22 protein-coding genes are annotated in these 19,539 nt (G+C 68.0%); 11 read left to right on the top strand and 11 right to left on the bottom strand.

Features of this window, described 5'->3' with window-relative positions; genetic code table 11:
- Nucleotides 1-11: 11 nt before the first annotated feature.
- On the bottom strand, nt 12-845 hold the full coding sequence (locus PI990_RS16885; RefSeq protein WP_271657814.1) for an STAS domain-containing protein: 834 nt from the start codon (nt 843-845) through the stop codon (nt 12-14).
- Between the two features lie 381 nt (nt 846-1,226).
- On the opposite strand from PI990_RS16885, the gene PI990_RS16880 reads away from it, so the two are divergent.
- From PI990_RS16880 to PI990_RS16870, 3 genes are all read left to right on the top strand, one after another.
- Nucleotides 1,227-1,805 carry a cupin domain-containing protein gene (locus PI990_RS16880; RefSeq protein WP_271657813.1) on the top strand — a complete coding sequence of 193 codons (579 nt, stop codon included), beginning with the start codon at nt 1,227-1,229 and terminating at the stop codon, nt 1,803-1,805.
- A 76-nt stretch (nt 1,806-1,881) separates the two neighbouring features.
- Complete coding sequence (locus tag PI990_RS16875) at nt 1,882-2,217, top strand: DUF2388 domain-containing protein (protein WP_271657812.1); 336 nt, start codon at nt 1,882-1,884, stop codon at nt 2,215-2,217.
- Between the two features lie 115 nt (nt 2,218-2,332).
- The gene (locus tag PI990_RS16870) at nt 2,333-2,695 is read left to right on the top strand and encodes a hypothetical protein (RefSeq protein ID WP_271657811.1); all 363 of its coding nucleotides are present in this window, start codon (nt 2,333-2,335) and stop codon (nt 2,693-2,695) included.
- Nucleotides 2,696-2,958: 263 nt separating this feature from the next.
- On the opposite strand, the gene PI990_RS16865 is transcribed toward PI990_RS16870, so the two are convergent.
- Nucleotides 2,959-3,930, bottom strand: a complete 972-nt coding sequence (locus PI990_RS16865) for a helix-turn-helix transcriptional regulator (protein WP_271657810.1) — start codon at nt 3,928-3,930, stop codon at nt 2,959-2,961.
- A 148-nt stretch (nt 3,931-4,078) separates the two neighbouring features.
- Between PI990_RS16865 and PI990_RS16860 the strand changes: the two genes are divergently transcribed.
- From PI990_RS16860 to PI990_RS16840, 5 genes are all read left to right on the top strand, one after another.
- Complete coding sequence (locus PI990_RS16860) at nt 4,079-5,086, top strand: methyltransferase (RefSeq protein WP_271657809.1); 1,008 nt, start codon at nt 4,079-4,081, stop codon at nt 5,084-5,086.
- 196 nt (nt 5,087-5,282) lie between these two features.
- Nucleotides 5,283-5,639: a YciI family protein gene (locus tag PI990_RS16855; RefSeq protein WP_021221023.1), complete on the top strand. Its 357-nt coding sequence runs from the start codon at nt 5,283-5,285 to the stop codon at nt 5,637-5,639.
- 18 nt (nt 5,640-5,657) lie between these two features.
- Entirely contained in the window at nt 5,658-6,407 is a 750-nt protein-coding gene (locus tag PI990_RS16850; protein WP_271657808.1) for a DUF899 domain-containing protein, read from the top strand.
- Complete coding sequence (locus tag PI990_RS16845) at nt 6,407-7,639, top strand: RNA polymerase sigma factor (protein ID WP_271657807.1); 1,233 nt, start codon at nt 6,407-6,409, stop codon at nt 7,637-7,639. The genes PI990_RS16850 and PI990_RS16845 overlap by 1 nt, the downstream gene beginning before the upstream one ends.
- A 66-nt stretch (nt 7,640-7,705) precedes the next feature.
- On the top strand, nt 7,706-8,143 hold the full coding sequence (locus tag PI990_RS16840; protein ID WP_271657806.1) for a YybH family protein: 438 nt from the start codon (nt 7,706-7,708) through the stop codon (nt 8,141-8,143).
- On the opposite strand, the gene PI990_RS16835 is transcribed toward PI990_RS16840, so the two are convergent.
- The 3 genes from PI990_RS16835 to soxR all read right to left on the bottom strand — a co-directional run bounded on the left by PI990_RS16835 (nt 8,144) and on the right by soxR (nt 10,057).
- Nucleotides 8,144-8,998, bottom strand: coding sequence for a shikimate dehydrogenase (locus PI990_RS16835; protein ID WP_271657805.1), 855 nt, complete (start codon nt 8,996-8,998; stop codon nt 8,144-8,146). It abuts the gene before it with no gap.
- A gap of 4 nt (nt 8,999-9,002) precedes the next feature.
- Nucleotides 9,003-9,443, bottom strand: coding sequence for a type II 3-dehydroquinate dehydratase (gene aroQ, locus PI990_RS16830; RefSeq protein WP_184489987.1), 441 nt, complete (start codon nt 9,441-9,443; stop codon nt 9,003-9,005).
- Between the two features lie 140 nt (nt 9,444-9,583).
- A complete protein-coding gene (gene soxR, locus PI990_RS16825; RefSeq protein ID WP_021221017.1) occupies nt 9,584-10,057 on the bottom strand; it encodes a redox-sensitive transcriptional activator SoxR in 474 nt (157 codons plus the stop codon).
- A gap of 84 nt (nt 10,058-10,141) precedes the next feature.
- Between soxR and PI990_RS16820 the strand changes: the two genes are divergently transcribed.
- On the top strand, nt 10,142-10,453 hold the full coding sequence (locus tag PI990_RS16820; RefSeq protein ID WP_021221016.1) for a hypothetical protein: 312 nt from the start codon (nt 10,142-10,144) through the stop codon (nt 10,451-10,453).
- Between the two features lie 110 nt (nt 10,454-10,563).
- Here the strand turns inward: PI990_RS16820 and PI990_RS16815 are convergent, their stop codons facing one another.
- Nucleotides 10,564-11,091, bottom strand: coding sequence for a fimbrial protein (locus PI990_RS16815; RefSeq protein WP_271657804.1), 528 nt, complete (start codon nt 11,089-11,091; stop codon nt 10,564-10,566).
- Nucleotides 11,092-11,401: 310 nt separating this feature from the next.
- Between PI990_RS16815 and PI990_RS16810 the strand changes: the two genes are divergently transcribed.
- Nucleotides 11,402-12,265: a LysR family transcriptional regulator gene (locus PI990_RS16810; protein WP_021221014.1), complete on the top strand. Its 864-nt coding sequence runs from the start codon at nt 11,402-11,404 to the stop codon at nt 12,263-12,265.
- 45 nt (nt 12,266-12,310) lie between these two features.
- On the opposite strand, the gene PI990_RS16805 is transcribed toward PI990_RS16810, so the two are convergent.
- Nucleotides 12,311-13,495: an HPP family protein gene (locus PI990_RS16805; protein WP_271657803.1), complete on the bottom strand. Its 1,185-nt coding sequence runs from the start codon at nt 13,493-13,495 to the stop codon at nt 12,311-12,313.
- A gap of 324 nt (nt 13,496-13,819) precedes the next feature.
- On the opposite strand from PI990_RS16805, the gene PI990_RS16800 reads away from it, so the two are divergent.
- On the top strand, nt 13,820-14,524 hold the full coding sequence (locus PI990_RS16800) for a lipoate--protein ligase family protein (protein WP_271657802.1): 705 nt from the start codon (nt 13,820-13,822) through the stop codon (nt 14,522-14,524).
- A 505-nt stretch (nt 14,525-15,029) separates the two neighbouring features.
- Here the strand turns inward: PI990_RS16800 and PI990_RS16795 are convergent.
- The 4 genes from PI990_RS16795 to PI990_RS16780 form a co-directional block, all read right to left on the bottom strand.
- The gene (locus PI990_RS16795) at nt 15,030-15,263 is read right to left on the bottom strand and encodes an integrase (RefSeq protein ID WP_043245068.1); all 234 of its coding nucleotides are present in this window, start codon (nt 15,261-15,263) and stop codon (nt 15,030-15,032) included.
- An 80-nt stretch (nt 15,264-15,343) separates the two neighbouring features.
- Nucleotides 15,344-17,809 (bottom strand): TonB-dependent receptor, encoded by a 2,466-nt coding sequence (locus PI990_RS16790; RefSeq protein ID WP_271657801.1) that lies wholly within the window; start codon nt 17,807-17,809, stop codon nt 15,344-15,346.
- A gap of 203 nt (nt 17,810-18,012) precedes the next feature.
- A complete protein-coding gene (locus PI990_RS16785; protein WP_442969282.1) occupies nt 18,013-18,978 on the bottom strand; it encodes a FecR domain-containing protein in 966 nt (321 codons plus the stop codon).
- Complete coding sequence (locus PI990_RS16780) at nt 18,978-19,484, bottom strand: sigma-70 family RNA polymerase sigma factor (protein WP_271657800.1); 507 nt, start codon at nt 19,482-19,484, stop codon at nt 18,978-18,980. The genes PI990_RS16785 and PI990_RS16780 overlap by 1 nt, the downstream gene beginning before the upstream one ends.
- Nucleotides 19,485-19,539: the final 55 nt, after the last annotated feature.

Below are 19,539 nucleotides of genomic sequence, written 5' to 3'. Positions count from 1 at the left end.
GTGCGTTCCCCTTAGCGGCCGCCGACCAGGCGGACGTTCAGTTCCTTGAGCGCCAGCTGGAAGGCGTCGGCCAGGGATGCCTTGGTCATCACGTCACCCAGCTCGACGCCGAGGTGGACGATGGTGGCGGCGATCTGCGGGCGGATGCCGCTGATGATGCACTTGGCGCCCATCAGCTTGGCGGCGGTGATGGTCTTGAGCAGGTGCTGGGCGACCATGGTGTCGACGGTGGGCACGCCGGTGATGTCGATGATGGCGATGTCGGACTCGGTCTCGACGATCTTCTGCAGCAGCGCTTCCATCACCACCTGGGTACGGTTGCTGTCCAGGGAGCCGATCAGCGGGATGGCCAGCACGCCTTTCCACAGCTGCACCACGGGGGTGGAGAGTTCCAGCATGCTTTCCTGCTGCTCGCGGATCACCGTTTCACGGCCGGCCATGAAGGCTTGCATGCTGTACAGGCCGAGCTTGTCGAGCAGGCGCGTGGTGGTCCAGATCAGCTCGATGGCGTTCTCCCCGCGGTCCTGGATGCGCTGGAACAGCGGCTCCTTGAGGGAGAGCACGAAGGTGGCGGTTTCCGACGGGGTGAAGCCTTGGCGGCTCTGGGCCTGCGACAGGCGCTCCAGCAGCGAGCGCACCGGCTTCCAGGCTGCTGCCTGGAAGTCTTCACCGCCCTCGGCGATGGCGGCGGTCAGGGCCTTGAGCAGCTCCCGGGAGTTCTCCTGCACGGTGCGGTCGTCGATCAGGTCGGAGCGGATGCCGGCGCTGCGCTGGGCGGCCATCCACTCGTCAAGGATCGGCTTTTCGTTTTGCTTCAACAGATCGGCTAGAACGGCGGTGGACATTGTTATCTCCCTGTCGGATGGCTCGTTGAAGAGCGGTTCGGTTTTCGACCACGAAAAAGTGCCCAACACTAGCGAGGCGCACGGGTAAACGGAGCACGAAGCGGCGGAGTCTACTGGCGTTTCGGGCCTCCGTCGCGCACAGCCGCAACGGGCTTCGGCAATAGGAACGCAGCGACGCCATTTGGTGCGACAAGAAGATGGATGAAGCGTGCTGCAGCCCACGATTCCGGGCGCCTCATCGGCGCGATTCGCAGGGCGGCACCGCCCGCGCGCGAACGGCGTGACGCCCCGTTGAACGTGACCGCCCGGTCGGTTCGGGGGAACCACCGGCGTAGGCGGTGTTTCCAACGTCCATATAGCACCGAGTCGGAGGACCGAGAGATGCCAGCCAGCCTGACCCGTTTCGCCACCGAGCCTGCACGCCGCGCCTACGTTGCCGCCCGGGTGGGACACGCCGAGCCCGAGCTGCTGTTCTTCGAGGGCGATGGACGCACGCCCAACAGCCGCTTCCCCGTACTGCTCTATCGCGCCGTGCTGCTGGGGCAGGTGGACCGTGCCGAAGCCTTCGAGAAGCGCTTCGCCGCCCATCGCTGGGCACCTCTGTGGCGCGACGGGGTGTTCGACTACCACCACTACCACGCCAGTGCCCACGAGGCCTTGGGTGTCGCCACCGGCAGCGCACGGTTGATGCTCGGTGGCGAGAACGGACGGGAAATCACCGTGCGCGCCGGGGACGTGCTGGTGTTGCCGGCAGGCACCGGGCACTGCTGCCTGGAAGCCAGCGAGGACTTCCTGGTGGTGGGGGCCTATCCGCGCGGGCAGGAGGCCTATGACATCCAGCGCGCGGGCACCGATCGCTACCTGGCCTCGGTGCGGCGCATCGCCCAGGTGCCGACCCCGGTGGCCGACCCGCTGACCGGGCGCGACGGTGTGCTGACCCAGGCGTGGCGCGTGGCCTGACGCCCGGCTTGATCGGCTGTCGCCGTCGGTGCACCCTCGGCCATCGCCCTGAGCGCCGCGACCGAGGAAGGACCCCATGCTGACCAGGCCCCTGGCCCTGTTGCCCGTGCTGCTGGCTGCCCAGGTGCAGGCCGCCGAGCCGCCACCGGGCGGCAAGCAACCGGCCAACGCCTTCGAGGCGGCGTTCTCCATGACTCTGGTCTCGCCGATGATCAGCATCATCGCCACCACCGACCTCAGCAGTGACGAGAAGCAGCTCAAGCTGAGCCGCGCCCGCGAGGATGCCCTGGCCTTCGTCGCGTCCGCCGGGGTCATCCGTGGGCCGCACCTGGAGCAGGCCCTGGGGCTGCTGCGCGACGGCTCGGCCACCCCCGACATGGCCTGGGCCCAGGCCATCGTGGCGAGGCCCTGACGCCAACCATCGGTCAGCCTTACACAACCTTTACCCAGCGCCAGTGAGCGGCGATTCCGCGCCGTTGTCTGATCCTGTGTCCCGGTCCATTCCTTCACCGGGTACAGGAGGAGTCATGTTTCGTCGTTTGCCCCAGGTTGCCCTGTTGCTGGGAGCCGCCGCCCTGGCCGGCCAGGCTTCGGCCCACGGGCATGATGCCGGCCCGGCCGTGATCGGGGCGGTCGTGGGGGCCGTTGTCGGCGGTGCCATCGTCGCGTCGCGCCCGGCCCCGGTCTATGTGCAGCCCGCCCCGGTGTACGTGGCACCGCCTCCGGTCGTCTATGCGCCTCCGCCGCCGCCGCCCCCGCCGGTCTATTACTACCCGGCACGACCGGTGTACTACCAGCCGGCGGTGGTCGCCCAACCCGTCTACTATGGCCCCGGCCCTTACTACGGCCCGCCGCGCCACTGGCACGGCGGCGGCCCGCGTCGCTGGTGATCGAGGAGGAAACAGGCCCCGCTTAGGCGGGGTCTTTTTGTTTCTGGATGGCGTGGAAACGGTGATGGTGCGGCGATGCTACGCATCGCTTGGCGAATGAATTGGCCCCTACAGGTTTGGCATCCGTGGGGCGGGGTGAAACCCGCGAAACCTTGCACCGCCCATGTCGGGTTGCACCCGACCTACAGCAGCGCGGTGACGTAGGTTGGCGCCGAGCGCAGCGAGGCCCAACGCAGCCAGGCTCGGGTACGCCTCGATGGCCCTCAACCCGGCCGGCGTTTGCCGAATACGGTCTTGGGGGATTTGCCGAAGAAGGCGGTGAAGGCCGCGCTGAAATTGTTCGGGTGGCGATAGCCCACCTGCCAGGCCGCCTGGGCCACCTGGCAGCCGGACTCCAGCAGCAGGTGGGCCTTGTGCATGCGCATTTCCAGCAGCAGGCGATGGGGGGTGGTGGCGAAGCAGTGGTGGAAGCCTTGCTTGAGCTTGAACGCGTTGAGCCCTACGGCCGCACAGAGGTAGGCGACGGTCAGCGGCTGGCCCAGCTGCGCCTGCATCAGTTCGCGGGTCTGGTGCAGCCGCTCGATGTCCGCCTGGCTCAAGCGTGCGGTCGGGCTGGGTGGCGGGGTTGCCAGCGCCTCCAGTTGCATGGCCAGCAGGCTGAGCGCGTGGATGTGCATCTGCAGCGGGCCGCCCGTTGGTTGTTCCAGGGCGAGGGCCAGGGCGTTGACATGGGCTGTGCTGGCCGGGGCGGTGGGGCTACCGGCCAACTGGCGCACGCCGCCATCGCCCAGCAACTGCCCAACACGCTCGGCTCCCAGGTAGCGGGTGAGCAGGCGGCGGTCCGCCAGCAGGCGCAGTTGCGAAACTTCCTGCGCCGCGTCGTAGCGGCGTTCGCCGCTGCCGCCGTGGAAGCGGCTGACCGTGGTGCGCCCGGCGTCGAAGGCCAGCGCCGAACCGTCGCGCCCCAGGTAGCCGGAGCGGCCGCGCAGGCCGAAGGTGATCACCAGCATGGGCTCCGGGTGCGGGTTGATGGATTCCTCCACCAGCGGTCGGTTGGGCAGGTAGCGCGTGCTCACCAGCGCCAGGCCATCGTCCAGCGACAGGCGCTCCGTGCGGCAGTCGCCGAATGCGGCGGGCAGGCGGATGCGCTGGCCGCCAGGGTGCGGCGTGGGGCCCGACTCCAGCTGCGCGGGGCTGATCCGCTGGCTCCTTGTGCTGCCCTGTGCCGTTGTCATCTGCCTGCCTCCGTTGGCCGCGCTGCGGATTCCATGGATATCGATCCGTTTCCCATAGTTCTCTGGATGATACTCATTCTCGATAATCCCTAGCATCTCCATGAACGCCGGGCGCCGCCCAGCACGGCGGTACAGAGGAGAGGCACCCATGGAAACCCTATCGATACACCCCTTGCAGGACTGCTGGGACAGCTTGCTGGCGAGCGTGCGGGCCGACGCCTTGCGGGTGGCGCTGGAGCACGGGCTGTTCGCCACATTGGAGCAGCCGCTAGACGCAGCGGCCGTCGCCGCAGCCCAGCGCTGGCAGGCATCGCCCACGCGGGCGCTGCTGGACCAGCTGTGGAGCATGGGTCTGCTGTCGCGGCCGGAAGTGGGCGAGGGCGCCTACCGCAATACAGCAGTAGCCGCCTGCTACCTGCACCCGCAAGCGCCGCGCTACTGCGGCGATGCATTGCTGTTCCGCCTGCGCACCTTGCGGGCGCTGGGTGCGCAACTGGAAGGCCGGCTTGCCGGCGAGGTGCCCGCCGGACCGCCACCGGGCGGCTGGGCCGAGGCGGCGCGGGTGCAGATCGCCCAGGAACAGCGGGCGGTGACCGTCGACACCGCACTGGCCCTGATCCAGCGCCTGGAGGCTTTCACCGGCGCGCCGCGGCTGCTCGACCTGGGTGGCGGCCCCGGCCTGGTGGCCATCGCCCTGGCCCGCGCCAACCCGCAGTTGCATGGCGTGGTGTTCGATTTGCCGGACTCAGCCGCCGTGGCCCGGGAGAACATCAGCGCTGCAGGGCTCGGCGGCAGGCTGGAGGCGCTGGGCGGCGATCTGCTGCACGACGACCTCGGTAGCGGCTATGACTTGGTCTGGTGCTCGTCGGTGTTGCACTTCATGCCGGACCCGCCCGCCGCGCTGGCGAAGATTTATCGGGCGCTGCGCCCGGGCGGCACCCTGGTCTGCGCCCACGCCGAGGTGCCGGGGCAGGCGGCCGATGCGGCGCGGGTGCTGCCCTATTACCTGGGGCTGCGCATGCAGGGCCGTTACCTGCCGCTGTCGGGGGAGCTGGTCACGGCGCTGGAAGCAGTGGGCTTCGAGGTGATCGAGCAGCTGCCGGCGGTGACCTTCCCCCTGGCACCGGTAACGGTGCAGATCGCCCGGCGACGCTAGCCGGGCCGATGGCATGGGGCGCGTTATAGGCGCCCGTTCCCAGCAGCGGGCGCCTTAGCACCAATCGGTCGAAGAGCCGGCCAAGGGCGGACGGACTATCACTGTCTATGCTTGGACGACTTTTTTTCAGCGGGCCTGTCGATCCGGCCCGCTGCCGCTCGACTATGGATGCAAGCCCCACAACAAGGAGCGAATGATGAAGTACCTGTGCCTGATCTACTTCGACGAGACCGTGCTCGATTCCATGCCCGCCGAGCGCTTCGAATCCATCGTCGGCCACTGCATGGAATACGAGCAGCGCCTGCAACGCAGCGGCCAGTACATCGCCGCCGAGGCGCTGCAATCCACCGCGACCGCCACCACGCTGCGCCTGCAGGGCGACAAGCTGTCGATCACCGACGGCCCCTTCGCCGAGACCCGCGAGCAACTAGGCGGCTTCTACCTGATCGATGCCAAGGACCTCAACGAGGCGATCCAGATCGCGTCGAAGATCCCGCCGGCCCGCCTGGGCTGCATCGAGATCCGCCCGATCAAGGAACTGCCCAGGCTCTGAACAACGGAGGAACCCCCGATGAAGATCGAATCCCATCCCGTGGTCAGCCACGAACAGTGGCTGGACGCCCGCAAGGAGCTGCTGCGCAAGGAGAAGGCATTCAACCGCCTGCGTGACGAGCTCAGCGCCGCACGCCGTGACCTGCCCTGGGAGCGGGTGAGCGATGCCTACCGCTTCGAGGGCCCCACGGGGCAGGAGACGCTGGAGCAGCTGTTCGCGGGCCGCAGCACCCTGGTGGTCTACCACTTCATGTTCGGGCCGGGGTGGAAGGAGGGCTGCGACGGTTGCTCCTTCCTCGCCGACCATTTCGACGGCGCCAACCTGCACCTGGCCCATCACGACGTCAGCCTGGTGGCCGTCTCCCCCGCGCCCTGGCAGGAGTTCCAGGACTTCAAGCGGCGCATGGGCTGGGCGTTCAAATGGGTGTCGTCCCACGGCTGCGCGTTCAACGCCGACTTCGGCGTCAGCGCCACGCCCGAGGCGATCGCCGCCGGCACCGCCCGCTACAACTACGACACCAGCCGCGACCCCGGCGAGGAGATGCCCGGGCTCAGCGTGTTCTTCCGCCTGCCCTCGGGGGAGGTTTTCCACACCTATTCCACCTACGCGCGCGGGCTGGACATGCTGGTGGGCACCTACAACGTTCTCGACCTGCTGCCCAAGGGGCGCGACGAGGACGAGATCATGGACTGGGTGCGCCACCACGACCGCTACGAAGGCGCCGGCCCGCGCCACGACTGCTGCTCGGCCAAGGCCGGGGGCGATTGATGGAGGTGACCCAGGCCCGCCAGCGGGTGGAAGCGGTCTACCGCGAGGAGTCACGCCGGGTGCTGGCGACGCTGATCCGCCTGCTGGGGGATTTCGAACTGGCGGAGGAGGCGTTGCACGACGCCTTCATCGCCGCCGTCGAGCAGTGGCCGGTCGACGGCGTGCCGGCCAACCCGCGCGCCTGGCTGGTGTCGGCGGGGCGCTTCAAGGCCATTGACGCCTTGCGCCGGCGCGCCCGTTTCGATGCGCGCCAGGCGCAGTTGATCATCGAGCTGGAGCGTGACGAGCCCGAGGAGATCGAGGATGTGGAAGACGACCGCCTGCGCCTGATCTTCACCTGCTGCCACCCGGCGCTGCCGGCGGACGCCCAGGTGCCGCTGACCCTGCGCGAGGTGTGCGACCTGAAGACCGAGGAGATCGCCCGGGCCTTTCTCGCCACGCCGTCGACCATCGCCCAGCGCATCGTCCGCGCCAAGGCGAAGATCCGCGATGCGCGCATTCCCTACCAGGTGCCGGCCATGGCCGAGCTGCCGGAGCGCCTGGATAACGTGCTGCGGGTCATCTACCTGGTGTTCAACGAGGGCTACTCGGCCACCTCCGGGGACTCGCTGACCCGCGCCGACCTTTCGGCCGAGGCCATCCGCCTGGGGCGCCTGCTGCTGGAGCTGCTGCCGGATTCGGAAGTCATGGGGCTGCTGGCGCTGATGCTGCTGCACGATTCGCGGCGCCAGGCCCGCACCGGAGTGGATGGCGAGCTGGTGTTGCTGGAGGACCAGGACCGTGCGCTGTGGAACCGCCAGCAGATCGACGAGGGCTGCGCTCTGGTGGAGCGCGCCCTGGCGTCGCGGCGCATCGGCATGTACACGCTGCAGGCGGCCATCTCCGCCGTGCACGCCAGCGCCGCCACGCCCGAGGCCACCGACTGGGCGCAGATCGTCGCGCTCTACGGCGTGTTGCAGCGCGGCATCGGCTCGCCGGTGATCGAACTCAACCGCGCGGTGGCGGTGGCCATGCACCAGGGGCCGGAAGCCGGGCTGGTGCTGATCGAGGCCATCCTCGAACGCGGCGAGCTGCGCGACTACCAACTGGCGCACTCGGCCCGCGCCGATCTCTACCGCCGCCTCGGCCGCCGCGACGAGGCCCGCGCGGCCTACCGGGTGGCGCTGGGGCTGACCCGCCAGGACACCGAACGGCGCTTCATCGAGCGGCGCCTGGCGGAACTGGAGCAGTGATGCGGATTGCCCGGGCTCAAGCCCGGGCTAGGGTTTTTCAGGGTTGGACCACGAAGGAGAAACAGCATGAGCAGCAATGAACAGGCCGTCGCCGAGATCCAGGCCCTGCTGGCCGATTGGGCCGAGGCGGTACGCAGCAAGGACGTGAAGCGCATCGTCGGTTTCTATGCCGAGGAGGTGGTGGCCTATGACGCCATCCTCCAGCTGCAGTTCGTCGGCCGTGAGGCCTATGGCGCGCATTGGGGCTACTGCATGGAGATGTGCCAGGGACATTCGATCTTCGACCCGCAGCAGGTGAAGATCCGCGCCAGTTGCGATGTCGGCTTCGCCCACTTCCTCTGCCTGTGCGGCGGCACCAACGCCGAAGGGGTCGAACAGCAGGGCTACATGCGCGTCAGCTGCGGCTACCAGCGCAGCGGCGCTAAGTGGCGCATCGTCCATGACCACTTCTCCGCGCCCTTCGACATGGAGAGTGGCCAGGCACTGTTCGACCTGCAGCCCTGATCAGGCGCCGAGGCTGCGGAAGTGTTCGAGCATGCGCTGGGCGTCCGCCTCGGCGCCGCTGAATAGCTCGAAGGCCTTCACCGCCTGGAATACCGCCATGGTGCCGCCGTCCAGGGTGCGGCAGCCGAGGGCGCGGGCGTCCTTGAGCAGCTGGGTTTCCAGGGGGAAGTAGACGATCTCGGCCACCCACAGGGCGGGCCGTAGCAACTCGGTCGGTACCGGTGTGCCGGGCAGCTTGGCCATGCCCATGGGCGTGGTGTTGACCAGGCCGTCCGCCGTCGCCAGGGCGCCGGGCAGGTCCTTGCCCGCGTGGGCACGGCCGGCGCCGAAGTGCTGGTTGAGGTTGTCCGCCAGACTCTGGGCGCGCCCGGCGTCGACATCGAATATCACCAGCGTGCCGACGCCTTCGGCCAGCAGCGCATGGGCCACCGCAGCGCCGGCACCACCAGCCCCCATCTGCACCACGCGGCCACGGGCGACATCACCCAGGCCACGGCGGAAGCCTTCGGCGAAGCCCAGGCAGTCGGTGTTGTGGCCGACGCGTCGACCGCCACGCAGCACCACGGTGTTCACCGCGCCGATGCCGCGTGCCTCGGGGGAGAGCTCGTCGAGCAGCGGGATGATCGCCTGCTTGCAGGGGAAGGTGATGTTGAGCCCGGTGAAGCCGGTGCGCTCGGCGGCTTCCAGCAGCTGGGGCAGGGCGCTGACATCGAGCTGGAGCGGGTCGAGGTCGATTAGCCGGTAGAGGTAGCGCAGGCCTTGGGCATCGCCTTCGTGCTCGTGCAGGGCAGGGGTGCGCGAGGCCTGGATGCCGGAACCGATCAGGCCGGCGAGAACGCTTGCATGTGCAGTCATGGCCTCACCCCGCGAGCCGCTTGGCGAAATGCTGCACGCCGGCGCGGTAGCCGTCGCTGCCCAGGCCGCAGATGACCCCGACGGCGATGGCGGAGACGAAGGAGTGCTGGCGGAATTCCTCGCGCTTGTGAACGTTGGAGAGGTGCACCTCGACCACCGGCAGCTCGCTGGCCACCAGGGCGTCGCGGATGGCGACCGAGGTGTGGGTCCAGGCACCGGGATTGATCAGGATGCCGGCGCAGCGGCCGCGCGCCTGGTGGATCCAGTCGATCAACTGGCCTTCGTGGTTGGTCTGGCGGCATTCGACCTCAAGGCCCAGCGCAGCGCCCGTTTCGCAGCACAGCCGCTCGATATCGGCGAGGGTTTCGTGGCCGTAGTTGGCGGGCTCGCGGGTGCCGAGCATGTTCAGGTTGGGGCCGTTGAGGACCAGCAGGGTGGGGGACATCGCGGACATTTCTCCATTGTTATGAACCCTCCCGAATGCACGGGGAGCGTTGCAATGAAAAATGTACTAACTGGTTAATTTAATCAATCGATGGCGGGTGGGCGGTGGGTTTGCCCTAGGTTGTTTCGTTCGATAATCGGTCACTCGACGGCGTCGCCCGTGTCCAGCAGCACCGGCCCGCTGCCCAGGTCCGAGAGTTCATCGCCGGGGTTGCGCAGGGGGCAGACCTCCATGGTCAGGCAGCCGCAGCCGATGCAGCCGTCGAGTTGGTCGCGCAACTGGGTGAGGCGACGGATGCGTTCGTCCAGCTCCGCCTTCCAGCGCGCCGAGAGCGCATGCCAGTCGGCGGCGGTGGGCGTGCGACCTTCCGGCAGGGTCATCAGCGCCGCGTGGATGGACGCCAGGGGGATGCCCAGGCGCTGGGCCACCTTGATCACCGCCACCCGCCGCAGCACCTCCCGTGGATAGCGGCGCTGGTTGCCGGCATTGCGGGTGCTGCTGATCAGTCCCTTGGCTTCGTAGAAGTGCAGGGTGGACACCGCTACCCCGCTGCGTTCGGCCACCTGGCCCACCGTCAGCGCCTTACCGATGTTGCTCGCCGTCACCTTGGGCATGCGTGCCATTTCCTCTTGACCTCAAGTTAAGTTGAGGTTTTACCCTCGCCGCCAGCATTGCACAACGGTAGAAGGAGTTTCGGCATGACCAACGAGCATTTGCAGGGCGTCGTCTCATCCATTCATTTCGCGGCCGACCCGGCCTGCCTACCGGCGCTGGTGGAGGACCTGGGTGTGCGCCTGGCCGCCTGCCTGAAAGCCCAGGTGGGGCTGCTGTCCACCAGCCTGGAGACGAGCGCCGATGGCCGCTGGCTGATCCAGCGCAGCCGCTGGGCTTCGGCCGATGCGGCGCAGGCGGCCCTGGACGGCGACTCCTGCAGCGCGCGCCTGCTGGGTGAGGCGATCTGGCGCTACGGGGCCAAGGCGGTGCGCTTCGATGCACCCGAGGAGGCATGACGGCTGGTCCGGCAGCTCGGTGAAGGTGTGGGGAGGTTGGAATAACGAGGAGGTTGGGGCGGGGTGTCGCATGAATGACTCGCCCGGCAGTGCCGGGCGAGTCGGGGGTGTTACTCGTAGCTCATGGTGTAGGTGACGCTGGTGCTGACCTGGCCCGGCTTCACGCCTTCACCGGTCGGAGCCAGGTAGGCCGCGAAGAAACCCAGTAAGGCGTTGCCGCCTGCATCGCTGATCTCTTCGAGGTTGTTGGTGCCGTTGAGTAGGTTGATGGGCTGCTGGTCCTTGTTGAACAGCTGTACGGCGACGTTGGAGGCGTCGGCGCCGCTGAGCTCGTTCTTCAGGGCGCCGTTGGCTGGGTTGACGTTCGGGCCGACCTCGAAGTTCGCCTTTACCTTGGAGCCGTCGGTGCAACTGGAGAGCATGATCCCGAAAGGCTTGAAGCCGGCGTTCTCACCAGCTGCGAGGCTGCTCTGGGAAACCACCGGCAACTGTACGGTCTGGTTCAGCGTGGAGCTGTTGATGCTGCAGGTTTTGCTGGAGACCTCGCCCTTGATGGTGATGGTGCCGTCGACTGCCAGAGCCAGGCTGCTCAGGCCAAAACCGACCAGTGCTGCGCTGGTGGTGAGGAACTTCTTCATTTATCTCTCCTTGATGGCGCCTGGCTCCACGCGCCGGATTAAAGGTTGACCTCGAGAGTCGGAACCAGAACCGAATCGCGCTGCAGCCTCGATAATGAGAGCTGGATCGCATTCAGCAGAGCGAGCGCAATGATAACGAGGGCTTTCCAGGTCGAATGGAGTCCGTAATCCATGTGGGTTGTAGGAATAGTCGCCCCGTCAGCAGGCTAGTTCCGAGGAGTTTGCCTCCGTGTCCGTTCGGCGGGTTCCGACCTGATAATCGTTGGGTGGCTCTTGCTAAAATCTCCCTCTTTATCAACGAGTCAGTACCTTGGATATCGACCTGGCGCGCACCTTCCTCGAAATCGTTCGTAGCGGCAGCTTCGTCGCTGCCGCCGAGCGCCTGCACGTGACCCAGACGGCGATCACCGCTCGGGTGCAGAACCTGGAGAACCAGTTGGGCTGCAAGCTCTTCGTGCGCAACCGCGCCGGTGCGAGGCTGACGGCCGAAGGCGAGGTGTTCGTCGGCCACGCCACGCAACTGGTGCAGACCTGGGAAGCCGCGCGACGTGACCTGCCGCTGCCCAAGGGCTACCGCGACCTGCTCGCCATTGGCGGCGAACAGAGCCTGAGCAACCCCTTGCTGCTGGGCTGGATGAGCCGCCTGCGCGAACGCATTCCCTCCCATGCGGTGCGCGTCGAGGTCGCGCCCGGGCAGCAGTTGCAGAAGCAGCTGGAGCTGGGCCTGCTGGATGCCGCACTGGTCTACCAGCCGGAGTACTGGCCGGGCATGCAGGTGGAGCAGCTGCTGGAGGAAAAACTCATCCTGATCCGCTCCACCGCCAACCCCGAGCCCTATGTGCAGGTGGACTGGGGCCCGACCTTCCGCCAGCAGCACGACGCCGCGCTGCCGGACAAGGCCCGCGCTGCGGTCACGGTGAACCTCGGACCGCTGGCGCTGCAGTTCATCCTCCAGCACGGCGGTTCGGGCTACTTCCGTACCCGCGTGGTGCAGAGCTACCTGGACAGCGGCCAGCTGGAACGCGTGGAGCGCGCGCCGGAATTCACCTACCCGACCTACCTGGTCTATTCCCGCGACAAGGATTCGCCGCTGCTGCAGCAGGCCATCGCCGTGCTGCGCGATGTGGTGGGCGAGGACATCGACTGGTCGCAGCGCTGGGAAGCCACGCTCTGAGCCCAGTGAGGGGCCTTCCCGGGCTGAAGCCCGGGCTACGGGGCGTCAGCTGGCGACTTTCAGCGTTGGGGCCGGAGCACGGGCGGTCAGGTCCTTGAGCCAATAGCGGTAGAGCCCGCCGATCAGGTCGCTCTGGGTCACCAGGCCCACCAGCGTGTCGTCATCCCCCAGCACCGGCAGGCAGTGCAGGCCCTGGTCGGAGAGCATCGAGACCAGCACGCCGATATCGGTATCGCGCTTCACGCAGCGCACCGCGCGGGTCATCAGCTCGCCCAGGCGTGGCGCCGGGCGGTGGCGCAGGCGGCCGAACAGCGAGCCGGGGGTGTCTTCCTGGGCGTGGCGGAACAGGTCGCCGGGGGTGACGATGCCCACCAACTGCTTCTGTTCGTCGAGCACGGGCAGGGCCTTGATGTGGTGCTTCTCGAACAGCTTCCAGGCCTGCTCGCGGGTGGTCTGCGGGGTGGCGGTGAGCAGGTCGCGGGACATGATCTGCTCCGCCGTCACCTGGCCCACGCTGCGGCGCAGGGCGTTGCGCTCGGTCTGGCGCAGCAGGCGTTCCAGGTCGTCGCGGGTGATGTCGACGAACTCGCCGAACTCTTCCAGGGCCTGGTCCAGGTCTTCATCGGAGAACACGCCGCGCTCGCTGGGCAGCGGGTCGGCGGTCAGGTGCTGGCCGCTGCGGGCCTGGCTCGGGGCGGTGCTCAGGGCGCTGCGGGTGACGCGGTTATAGGCGAGGGCGACCGCCACCAGCAGGGCGGAGCCGAGCAGCACCGGCCAGGCGACGGCAAAGCCCTGGGCCTCGAACGCGGGGCCGCCCAGGGCCACCGATACGGCTAGCGCGGTGCCCGGCGGGTGCAGGCAGCGCAGGGCGTACATGGCCAGCACGGTCAGGGCCAGGCCCAGCGTGGCGGCCAGTATGGAGTGGTCGATCCACAGGCCCGCCGCCGTGCCCACCAGGGCCGCCACCAGGTTACCCATCACCACCGACCAGGGTTGCGCCAGCGGGCTGGAGGCGACGGCGAACACCAGCAGCGAGCTGGCGCCGAGCGGGCCGGCCAGGCGCAGGGTGATCTCGGTGCCGAACACATGGCCGCAGGCGATGCAGCACAGCGCCAGGCCCAGGCAGGCGCCCAGTGCGGCACGCAGCCATTCCCCGGGGTGAGCGGTACGTGGGGCGGGGGACAGGCGTTTGCGCCAGCGCTGCCAGAGGGCGTCCGGGTTCTCGTGCATCGGGGTCTCGTTCGCTTTTCAGTCGTTCGGGGCGATAAAAAAGGGCCCCTTAAGGGCCCTGCAGGAGTCCCACTGCGTGCGCGGGAGGGGTGCCATCCTTGGACATGGAACAGGAGCAAGGGGGGGCGATCGTTACCGCAGCCGGCGTGGCCGGGCGGCGAGATGGTGGGCATCCTACGGGCGGCATCAGCTATGTCGCCAATGAATAATATTGCTCATTTGCAGCAATTTATTTGCATCAAGGGCGCCGGCCGCCGTCTGGGCAAGGGTCGGGGGCCGGCGTAGCATCGGCACCCTCCAGGTATTCGAGGCGGTGGTGAAAGCATGCAGCGACACACGGTGGGTGGGGGGCTGGACGCGGAGCGGCAACTGCTGGACCAGGTCTATGACGGGCAGCGCGACAGCGGCCTGCTGTTGTGGCGCCCCCTGCATGCGGCGCTGGTGATGCCCCGGCGCATGAGCCGCCTGCCAGCCTACGAGAGCGCCCGGCAGGCCTGCCTGGAGTTAGGCTGGCCCATCGCCCTGCGCGACACCGGGGGTGAGCCGGTGCCGCAATCATCGGCGGTGCTCAACGTCGCTCTGGCCTATGCGGTGCCCCGGGAAGAAAACGAACTGACGCGCATCGAGACCGCCTATAGGCGGCTGTGCCAGCCCCTGTGCGATTGGCTCAGCGGATTGGACCTGGAACCTGGGCTGGGCGAGGTGGAGGGTGCCTTCTGCGATGGCCGCTTCAACGTCAACCTGCAGGGCCGCAAGCTGGTGGGCACCGCCCAGCGCTGGCGCCGCCGGCAACGCGACGGCCGCCACGTGGTGCTGGCCCACGGCGCCATCCTCATGGGCAACCAGCGCGAGGCCATGGTGGAGGTGGTCAACACCTTCTACCGCGAGTGCGGCCTGGACATCCGCTGCCGCGCCGGCAGCCATATCGCCCTGGAGGAATGCCGCGCCGATGCCTGGGATGCCAGTGGGCAGCTCGCCGGGTATTACCAGCGGATGCTCGAAGCCGCCGGAATCGACAGCGACCTGTAGCCCGGGCTTCAGCCCGGGAAGCTCAAAGTGTTGCTAGAAGAATTGAGTCCAGCTGATTGCCGAGCTTTGTTGGTGCTTCTGGTTTCGCCCACCCGGGCGAGTCACTTTTCTCAATCGCCAGAAAAGTAACCAAAAGGGCTTGCCCCATCATCCGGCCCCGGCTTCGCCGAGGTTCCCTCACTCCATCGTTGCTCTGGGGGCCGGCGCGATGGGCCATCCATGGCCTGGCGCGCCTCTCGCGGCATCCATGCCGCTCGTCCCCCGGCGCAACGACTGCGTTCGGCCTCCTGGAGGGGCGTTGGCGGCTGCCCCACCTTTCTTCGTCCAGCGCATCGCCACGTGGTACGCACAGGCTTTCGTAGGATGGTGTAGAGCGAAGCGAAACCCATGCGGCGGAGCCGGCAGAACCGTTGGGTGCCCGGAAAGCACCGCTTGCTTTAAAACCACAGCAGCAAACGCAGACGAAGCCAATGAGTTCGCCCACATGGGCGTGCCGCTTTCCGGTTCAGCGATAGATGTAGGCAAGGGTGCCGGCGATGATGAGCGTCACGGCGACCAGGGTACGGGCCAGCCAGGGCGCGGCGAGCCAGACGCCTGCGACGCCGGCCACCTGGCCGATGTTCTTCTCCGAGAGCAGGCGCGGGTTGGCGCCGCCCTTCATCGGGTAGCCGCATTGCGGGCAGTTGGGGGCCTGATCGGAGATGGCGCGGTTGCATTCGGGGCAGTCGATGAGGGCCACGTCGGGAACTCCTTGTCAGTGATCGTGCTGACCTTCTGACAAGGAGCGGGTGGCCCGGTTCAGCCGCCGGTCGTGTCGACCTAGAAGTCGAGGGTGGCCGAGACCTTGAGGGTGCGCGGCGCGCCCTGGGTCAGGTAGCCGCCGTAGGCGGATTCCCAGTAGTCCTCGTTGGCCACGTTCTCCAGCCCGGCGCGCAGGGTGATGTCGCGCTCGTCCAGCTTGAAGGCGTAGCGCGCGCCCAGGTCGACGCGGGTCCAGGCGGGGATGCTCAGGGTGTTGCCCGAGTCGTAGTACTGGCCGCCGGTGTGTTGCAGCAGGGCGTTGACCGCCAGTCCATTCACGCCGGGCACATCCCAGTCGGCGCTGAGGTTGTACTGGAACTGCGGCACGCCGACGGCGCGGTTACCGTCGTTGGCACCCCCGGCGGTTCCCGACAGTTCGGTGTCCATCAGCGTGCCACCGGCCAGCAGGCGCAGGCCCGTGAGCGGCTCGCCGAAGACGCTGAATTCGAGGCCCCGGTTACGTTGCTGGGCGTCCACGCTGTAGACGCCACCGCTGGTCAGGCCCTGGGGCTGCTCGATGCGGTAGACGCCGAGCTGTGCGCCGAAGGTTCCCTGGTCGAGCTTGATGCCGGCTTCGATCTGCTTGGTGCGATAGGGCGCGAACATCTGCCCGGAGTTGCTCGCGGTGCTCGGGGCGATCGGTCCCGGGGCCAGGCCTTCGATACGGTTGGCGTAGAGGGAAATGGAATCGGTGGCCTTGAACACCAGGCCCACGACCGGGGTGGTGATCGAGTCGTCGTAGTTGGACGTGCGCACACCTGCGGTGGACCAGCCATCGGTGGCGATCGACTGGCGGCGGATGCCCAGGGTCAGCAGGGTGCGGTCATCGAAGAAGCCCAGGGTGTCGGACACCGCCACGCTGCGCGCCTTGCTGGAGCCCGTCTTGCCGGGGTGATGAAGGTCGCCGTTACGAGTCGGCGTCGGCTCCGGGCTGGGGAAGGGGTCGTAGAGATTCCCTGGCAGGCGATTCCCGGCGCTGGTGGACTGGTTGGCGCTGCGGTATTCCCGCCAGTTGCCGGACAGCCCGAGGTTCACCTGGTGGCTCACCGCGCCGGTGTCGAAATGGCCGCGCAGGCCGCTGCTGACGCTGTTGCTTTCCTCATCACGCGGTGCGTACAGGCGACCGACACGCCCGGTGCCATCCGGTGCGCTGACATAAAGGGAGGAATACACGCCGTTCTCGCGGGTGTACTTGCTGCCGACCGCCAGGTAGCTGCTCCAGCTGTCGTTGAGGTCGTACTCGGCGTTGAGCATGCCGTAGGTATCCTCCAGCTGCGACCAGGCCCAGGGCTGGGAGTAGCTGTGGTTGGCATCCGGCACCTTGGGGACTTTTGTTAGGTTCGAGGTCGGCGGTGTGACCAGGTAGACCACCGAGCGGCCGTCGTTGATGCGCTGCTTCTGGTAGCCGATGTCGCCGGACAGGCGTAGGCGGTCGCCCCGGTAGTCGAGGCCGACGCTGAACAGGCTGAAGTGCTGATGCTCGTCGTCCACCGCCGTCTCGCCGTCACGCTTGGCCATGTTGACCCGCACGCCGATGCGGTTGTCCTCGCCGAAGCGCTGGCCGAAGTCGAAGTGGCCGCCGACGCGGTCGTCGCTGGCGTAATCCAGGGTCAGGCGGCGGGTGGGCGCGTCCTCGGCGCGCTTGGGCACCACGTTGATATTGCCGCCGATGCCGCTGCCGCCGGGGGACACGCCGTTGAGGAAGGCGCTGGGGCCCTTGAACACCTCGACGCGCTCCACCGATTCGGTGGCGATGATCTGCCGGGGCAGCACGCCGTACAGGCCGTTGAAGGAAATGTCGTCGCTGAACAGGGCGAAGCCGCGGATCACGAACACCTGGGAGAAGTTGCCGAAGCCATAGGACTGACGCACCGCCGGGTCGCTGCGCAGCACGTCGCCGATGTTCTGCGCCTGGCGGTTCTCGATCAGCTCGCGGGTGTAGCTGGAGAAGCTGAAGGGCACGTCCTGCATGTCCTGGTTGCCCAGCATGCCGATGCGCGCGCCGCGCGCCACCTGGCCGCCAGCGTAGCTTTCCGGCAGGCCGTCACCCCGCAGCGCACTGTCATTGATGGTGGTGGCACCCAGCTCCAGGCCCGCACCGGTGGCGGCCGGCACCAGGGTGTAGCCGTTGCCGCTGCTGGCCAGCTGGTAGCCGCTGCCGGCCAGCAGGGTGGCGAAGCCGTCCTGCACGCCGTAGCTGCCTTGCAGGCCGGGGCTTTGCTGGTCATCGAGCAGGCCTTGCCGGAAGGACAGCGGCACGCCGGCCTGGGCGGCGAAGCGGGCCAGCACATGGCCCAGTGGCCCGGGGGCGATGGCGTACTGGCGCGCGGCGGCCTGTTGCGTGGCGTCCTCGGCCTGGGCCGGCTGGGCGAACGGTGCGGCGCACAGGGCGAGGCCGATGGCCAGGCTCAGGGCGTGCAACGGAATACGGGCCGGAGCCGGTTGGGTGGCGGAGCGACGCTGCTGGGGCGACCACGAAGTCATGCTGCTTTCCTGTCGACGCTTGGATGAAAGGGGTTCATCCACCACACCGGACGAAATCGAAAAAGGTGTCAGGGCACCGCGAAAATAAATCCGCGAGGCCGTGGGGCCCCGTTTCCCTGGGGTTTCGATCCGTGAGGTGAAGCGGCCTGCGGTCCTGTCGCAGGGCGTTGCGTCCGGGGGATTACCGCCGGGTGGCGGTGGGGTCAGGCGGGCGTCGCCGGCTCCAGCGTCACCCAATAGCGGGTCAGGCTGCTGAGGGCGATTGGCAGGGTGTCTTGCAGCAGGCGCAGGCTGGCATCGGTGTCGCGCAGCGGGAAGGCACCGGAGACGCGGATATCGGCAATGTGCGGGTGGCAGCGCAGCACGCCGGGGCGATAGCGGCCGAGTTCATCCACCAGGTCGGCCAGGCGCATGTCCTGGGCCAGCAACATGCCGGTCTCCCAGGCGGTGGCGGCCGGGTCCAGCGCGGTGCTCGGCAGCACGCGGTCGCGGTCGAAGGCGGCTTGTCGGCCCGCCTCGATCACCTGCGAGTCGCTGCGCCCGCTGTTGCTGATGCGCACGGCGCCTTCCATCACCGCGACCCGGCAACGCTCGCCGTCGAGGCGCAGGCTGAAGCGGGTGCCCAGCGCCTGGGCGATGCCCTGGGGCGTTTCCACCAGGAACGGCCGCGGCGTGGGGGACGGGTCCTTGGCGGTGGTGATCAGCACCTCGCCGCTGAACAGGCGCAGGCGCCGGCGGGTGGCGTCGAAGGCGACGTCCAGGGCACTGGCGGTATTGAGTTGCAGGCGGGTGCCATCGGGCAGGTGCAGGTCCTTCTGTTCACCGGTGGCGGTGCGCAGATCGGCGCTCCAGTCCTGCCAGGGCAGTTGGCGCCAGGCCGCCCAGGCGACCGGCGCGGCGAGCAGCAGCATGCCCAGGCGGGCGATGGCCTGGCGGCGCCCGATGCCCTTGCGCTTGGCGTTGTCCAGGGTCTGTAGCGCCAGGCTGCCGGGCAGATTGCGGAAATCACCGAGGATGCTTTCGGCGCGGGCCCAGGCCTGGGCATGTTGCGGGCTGCGGCTGCGCCACAGTTGGATGGCGCGGTGGTCGTCCTCGGTGGCACTGCCAGAGTGCAGGTGCACCAGCCAGTCGGCGGCCTCGCCGAGGATCTGCGGGTCGATGCGGTTCATCAGGCTGCGCTCAGGCAGGCGAGGAAGGCGTCGCGCATGTAGCGCTTGACGCTGGCCAGGGACACGCCCAGGCGCGTGGCGATCTCGGCGTAGCCCAGGCCTTCGAGCTGGGACAGGAGGAAGGCCTGGCGGGTCTTCTCGGGCATGTCGGCGAGCAGCGCCTCGATGCGGCACAGGGTTTCCAGGATCAGCAGCCGGGTCTCGGGGGAGGGCGCTTCGGGCTCGGGCAGGTGGGCGATGCTTTCCAGGTAGGCCTGTTCGATGTCCTGGCGCCGCCAGCGGTCGATCACCAGGCCCTTGGCGATATGGGTGAGCAGGGCGCGGGGTTCGCTGCCGAAATCACGCCCGACCTGGCGGCCCAGCAGGCGCAGGAAGGTGTCGTGGGCCAGGTCCGCCGCATCCCAGGCGTTGCCCAGGCGCCGGCTGAGCCAGGCGTGGAGCCAGCCGTGGTGGTCGTTGTAGAGGGTGTGGATCTGGCGGTTGAGGGGCTGATCGGCTGCCGACATGGGCTACTGCGTCCGTCAGGGCGGCCCGCCCTGGATGTAGATAAGAATTGATCTC

Source organism: Pseudomonas sp. TUM22785 (assembly GCF_028198105.1).
In the GTDB taxonomy this organism is placed as follows: domain Bacteria; phylum Pseudomonadota; class Gammaproteobacteria; order Pseudomonadales; family Pseudomonadaceae; genus Metapseudomonas; species Metapseudomonas solani.
The sequence above is the reverse complement of the archived record's forward strand: the minus strand, read 5'-3'. Positions and strand labels throughout refer to the sequence as shown.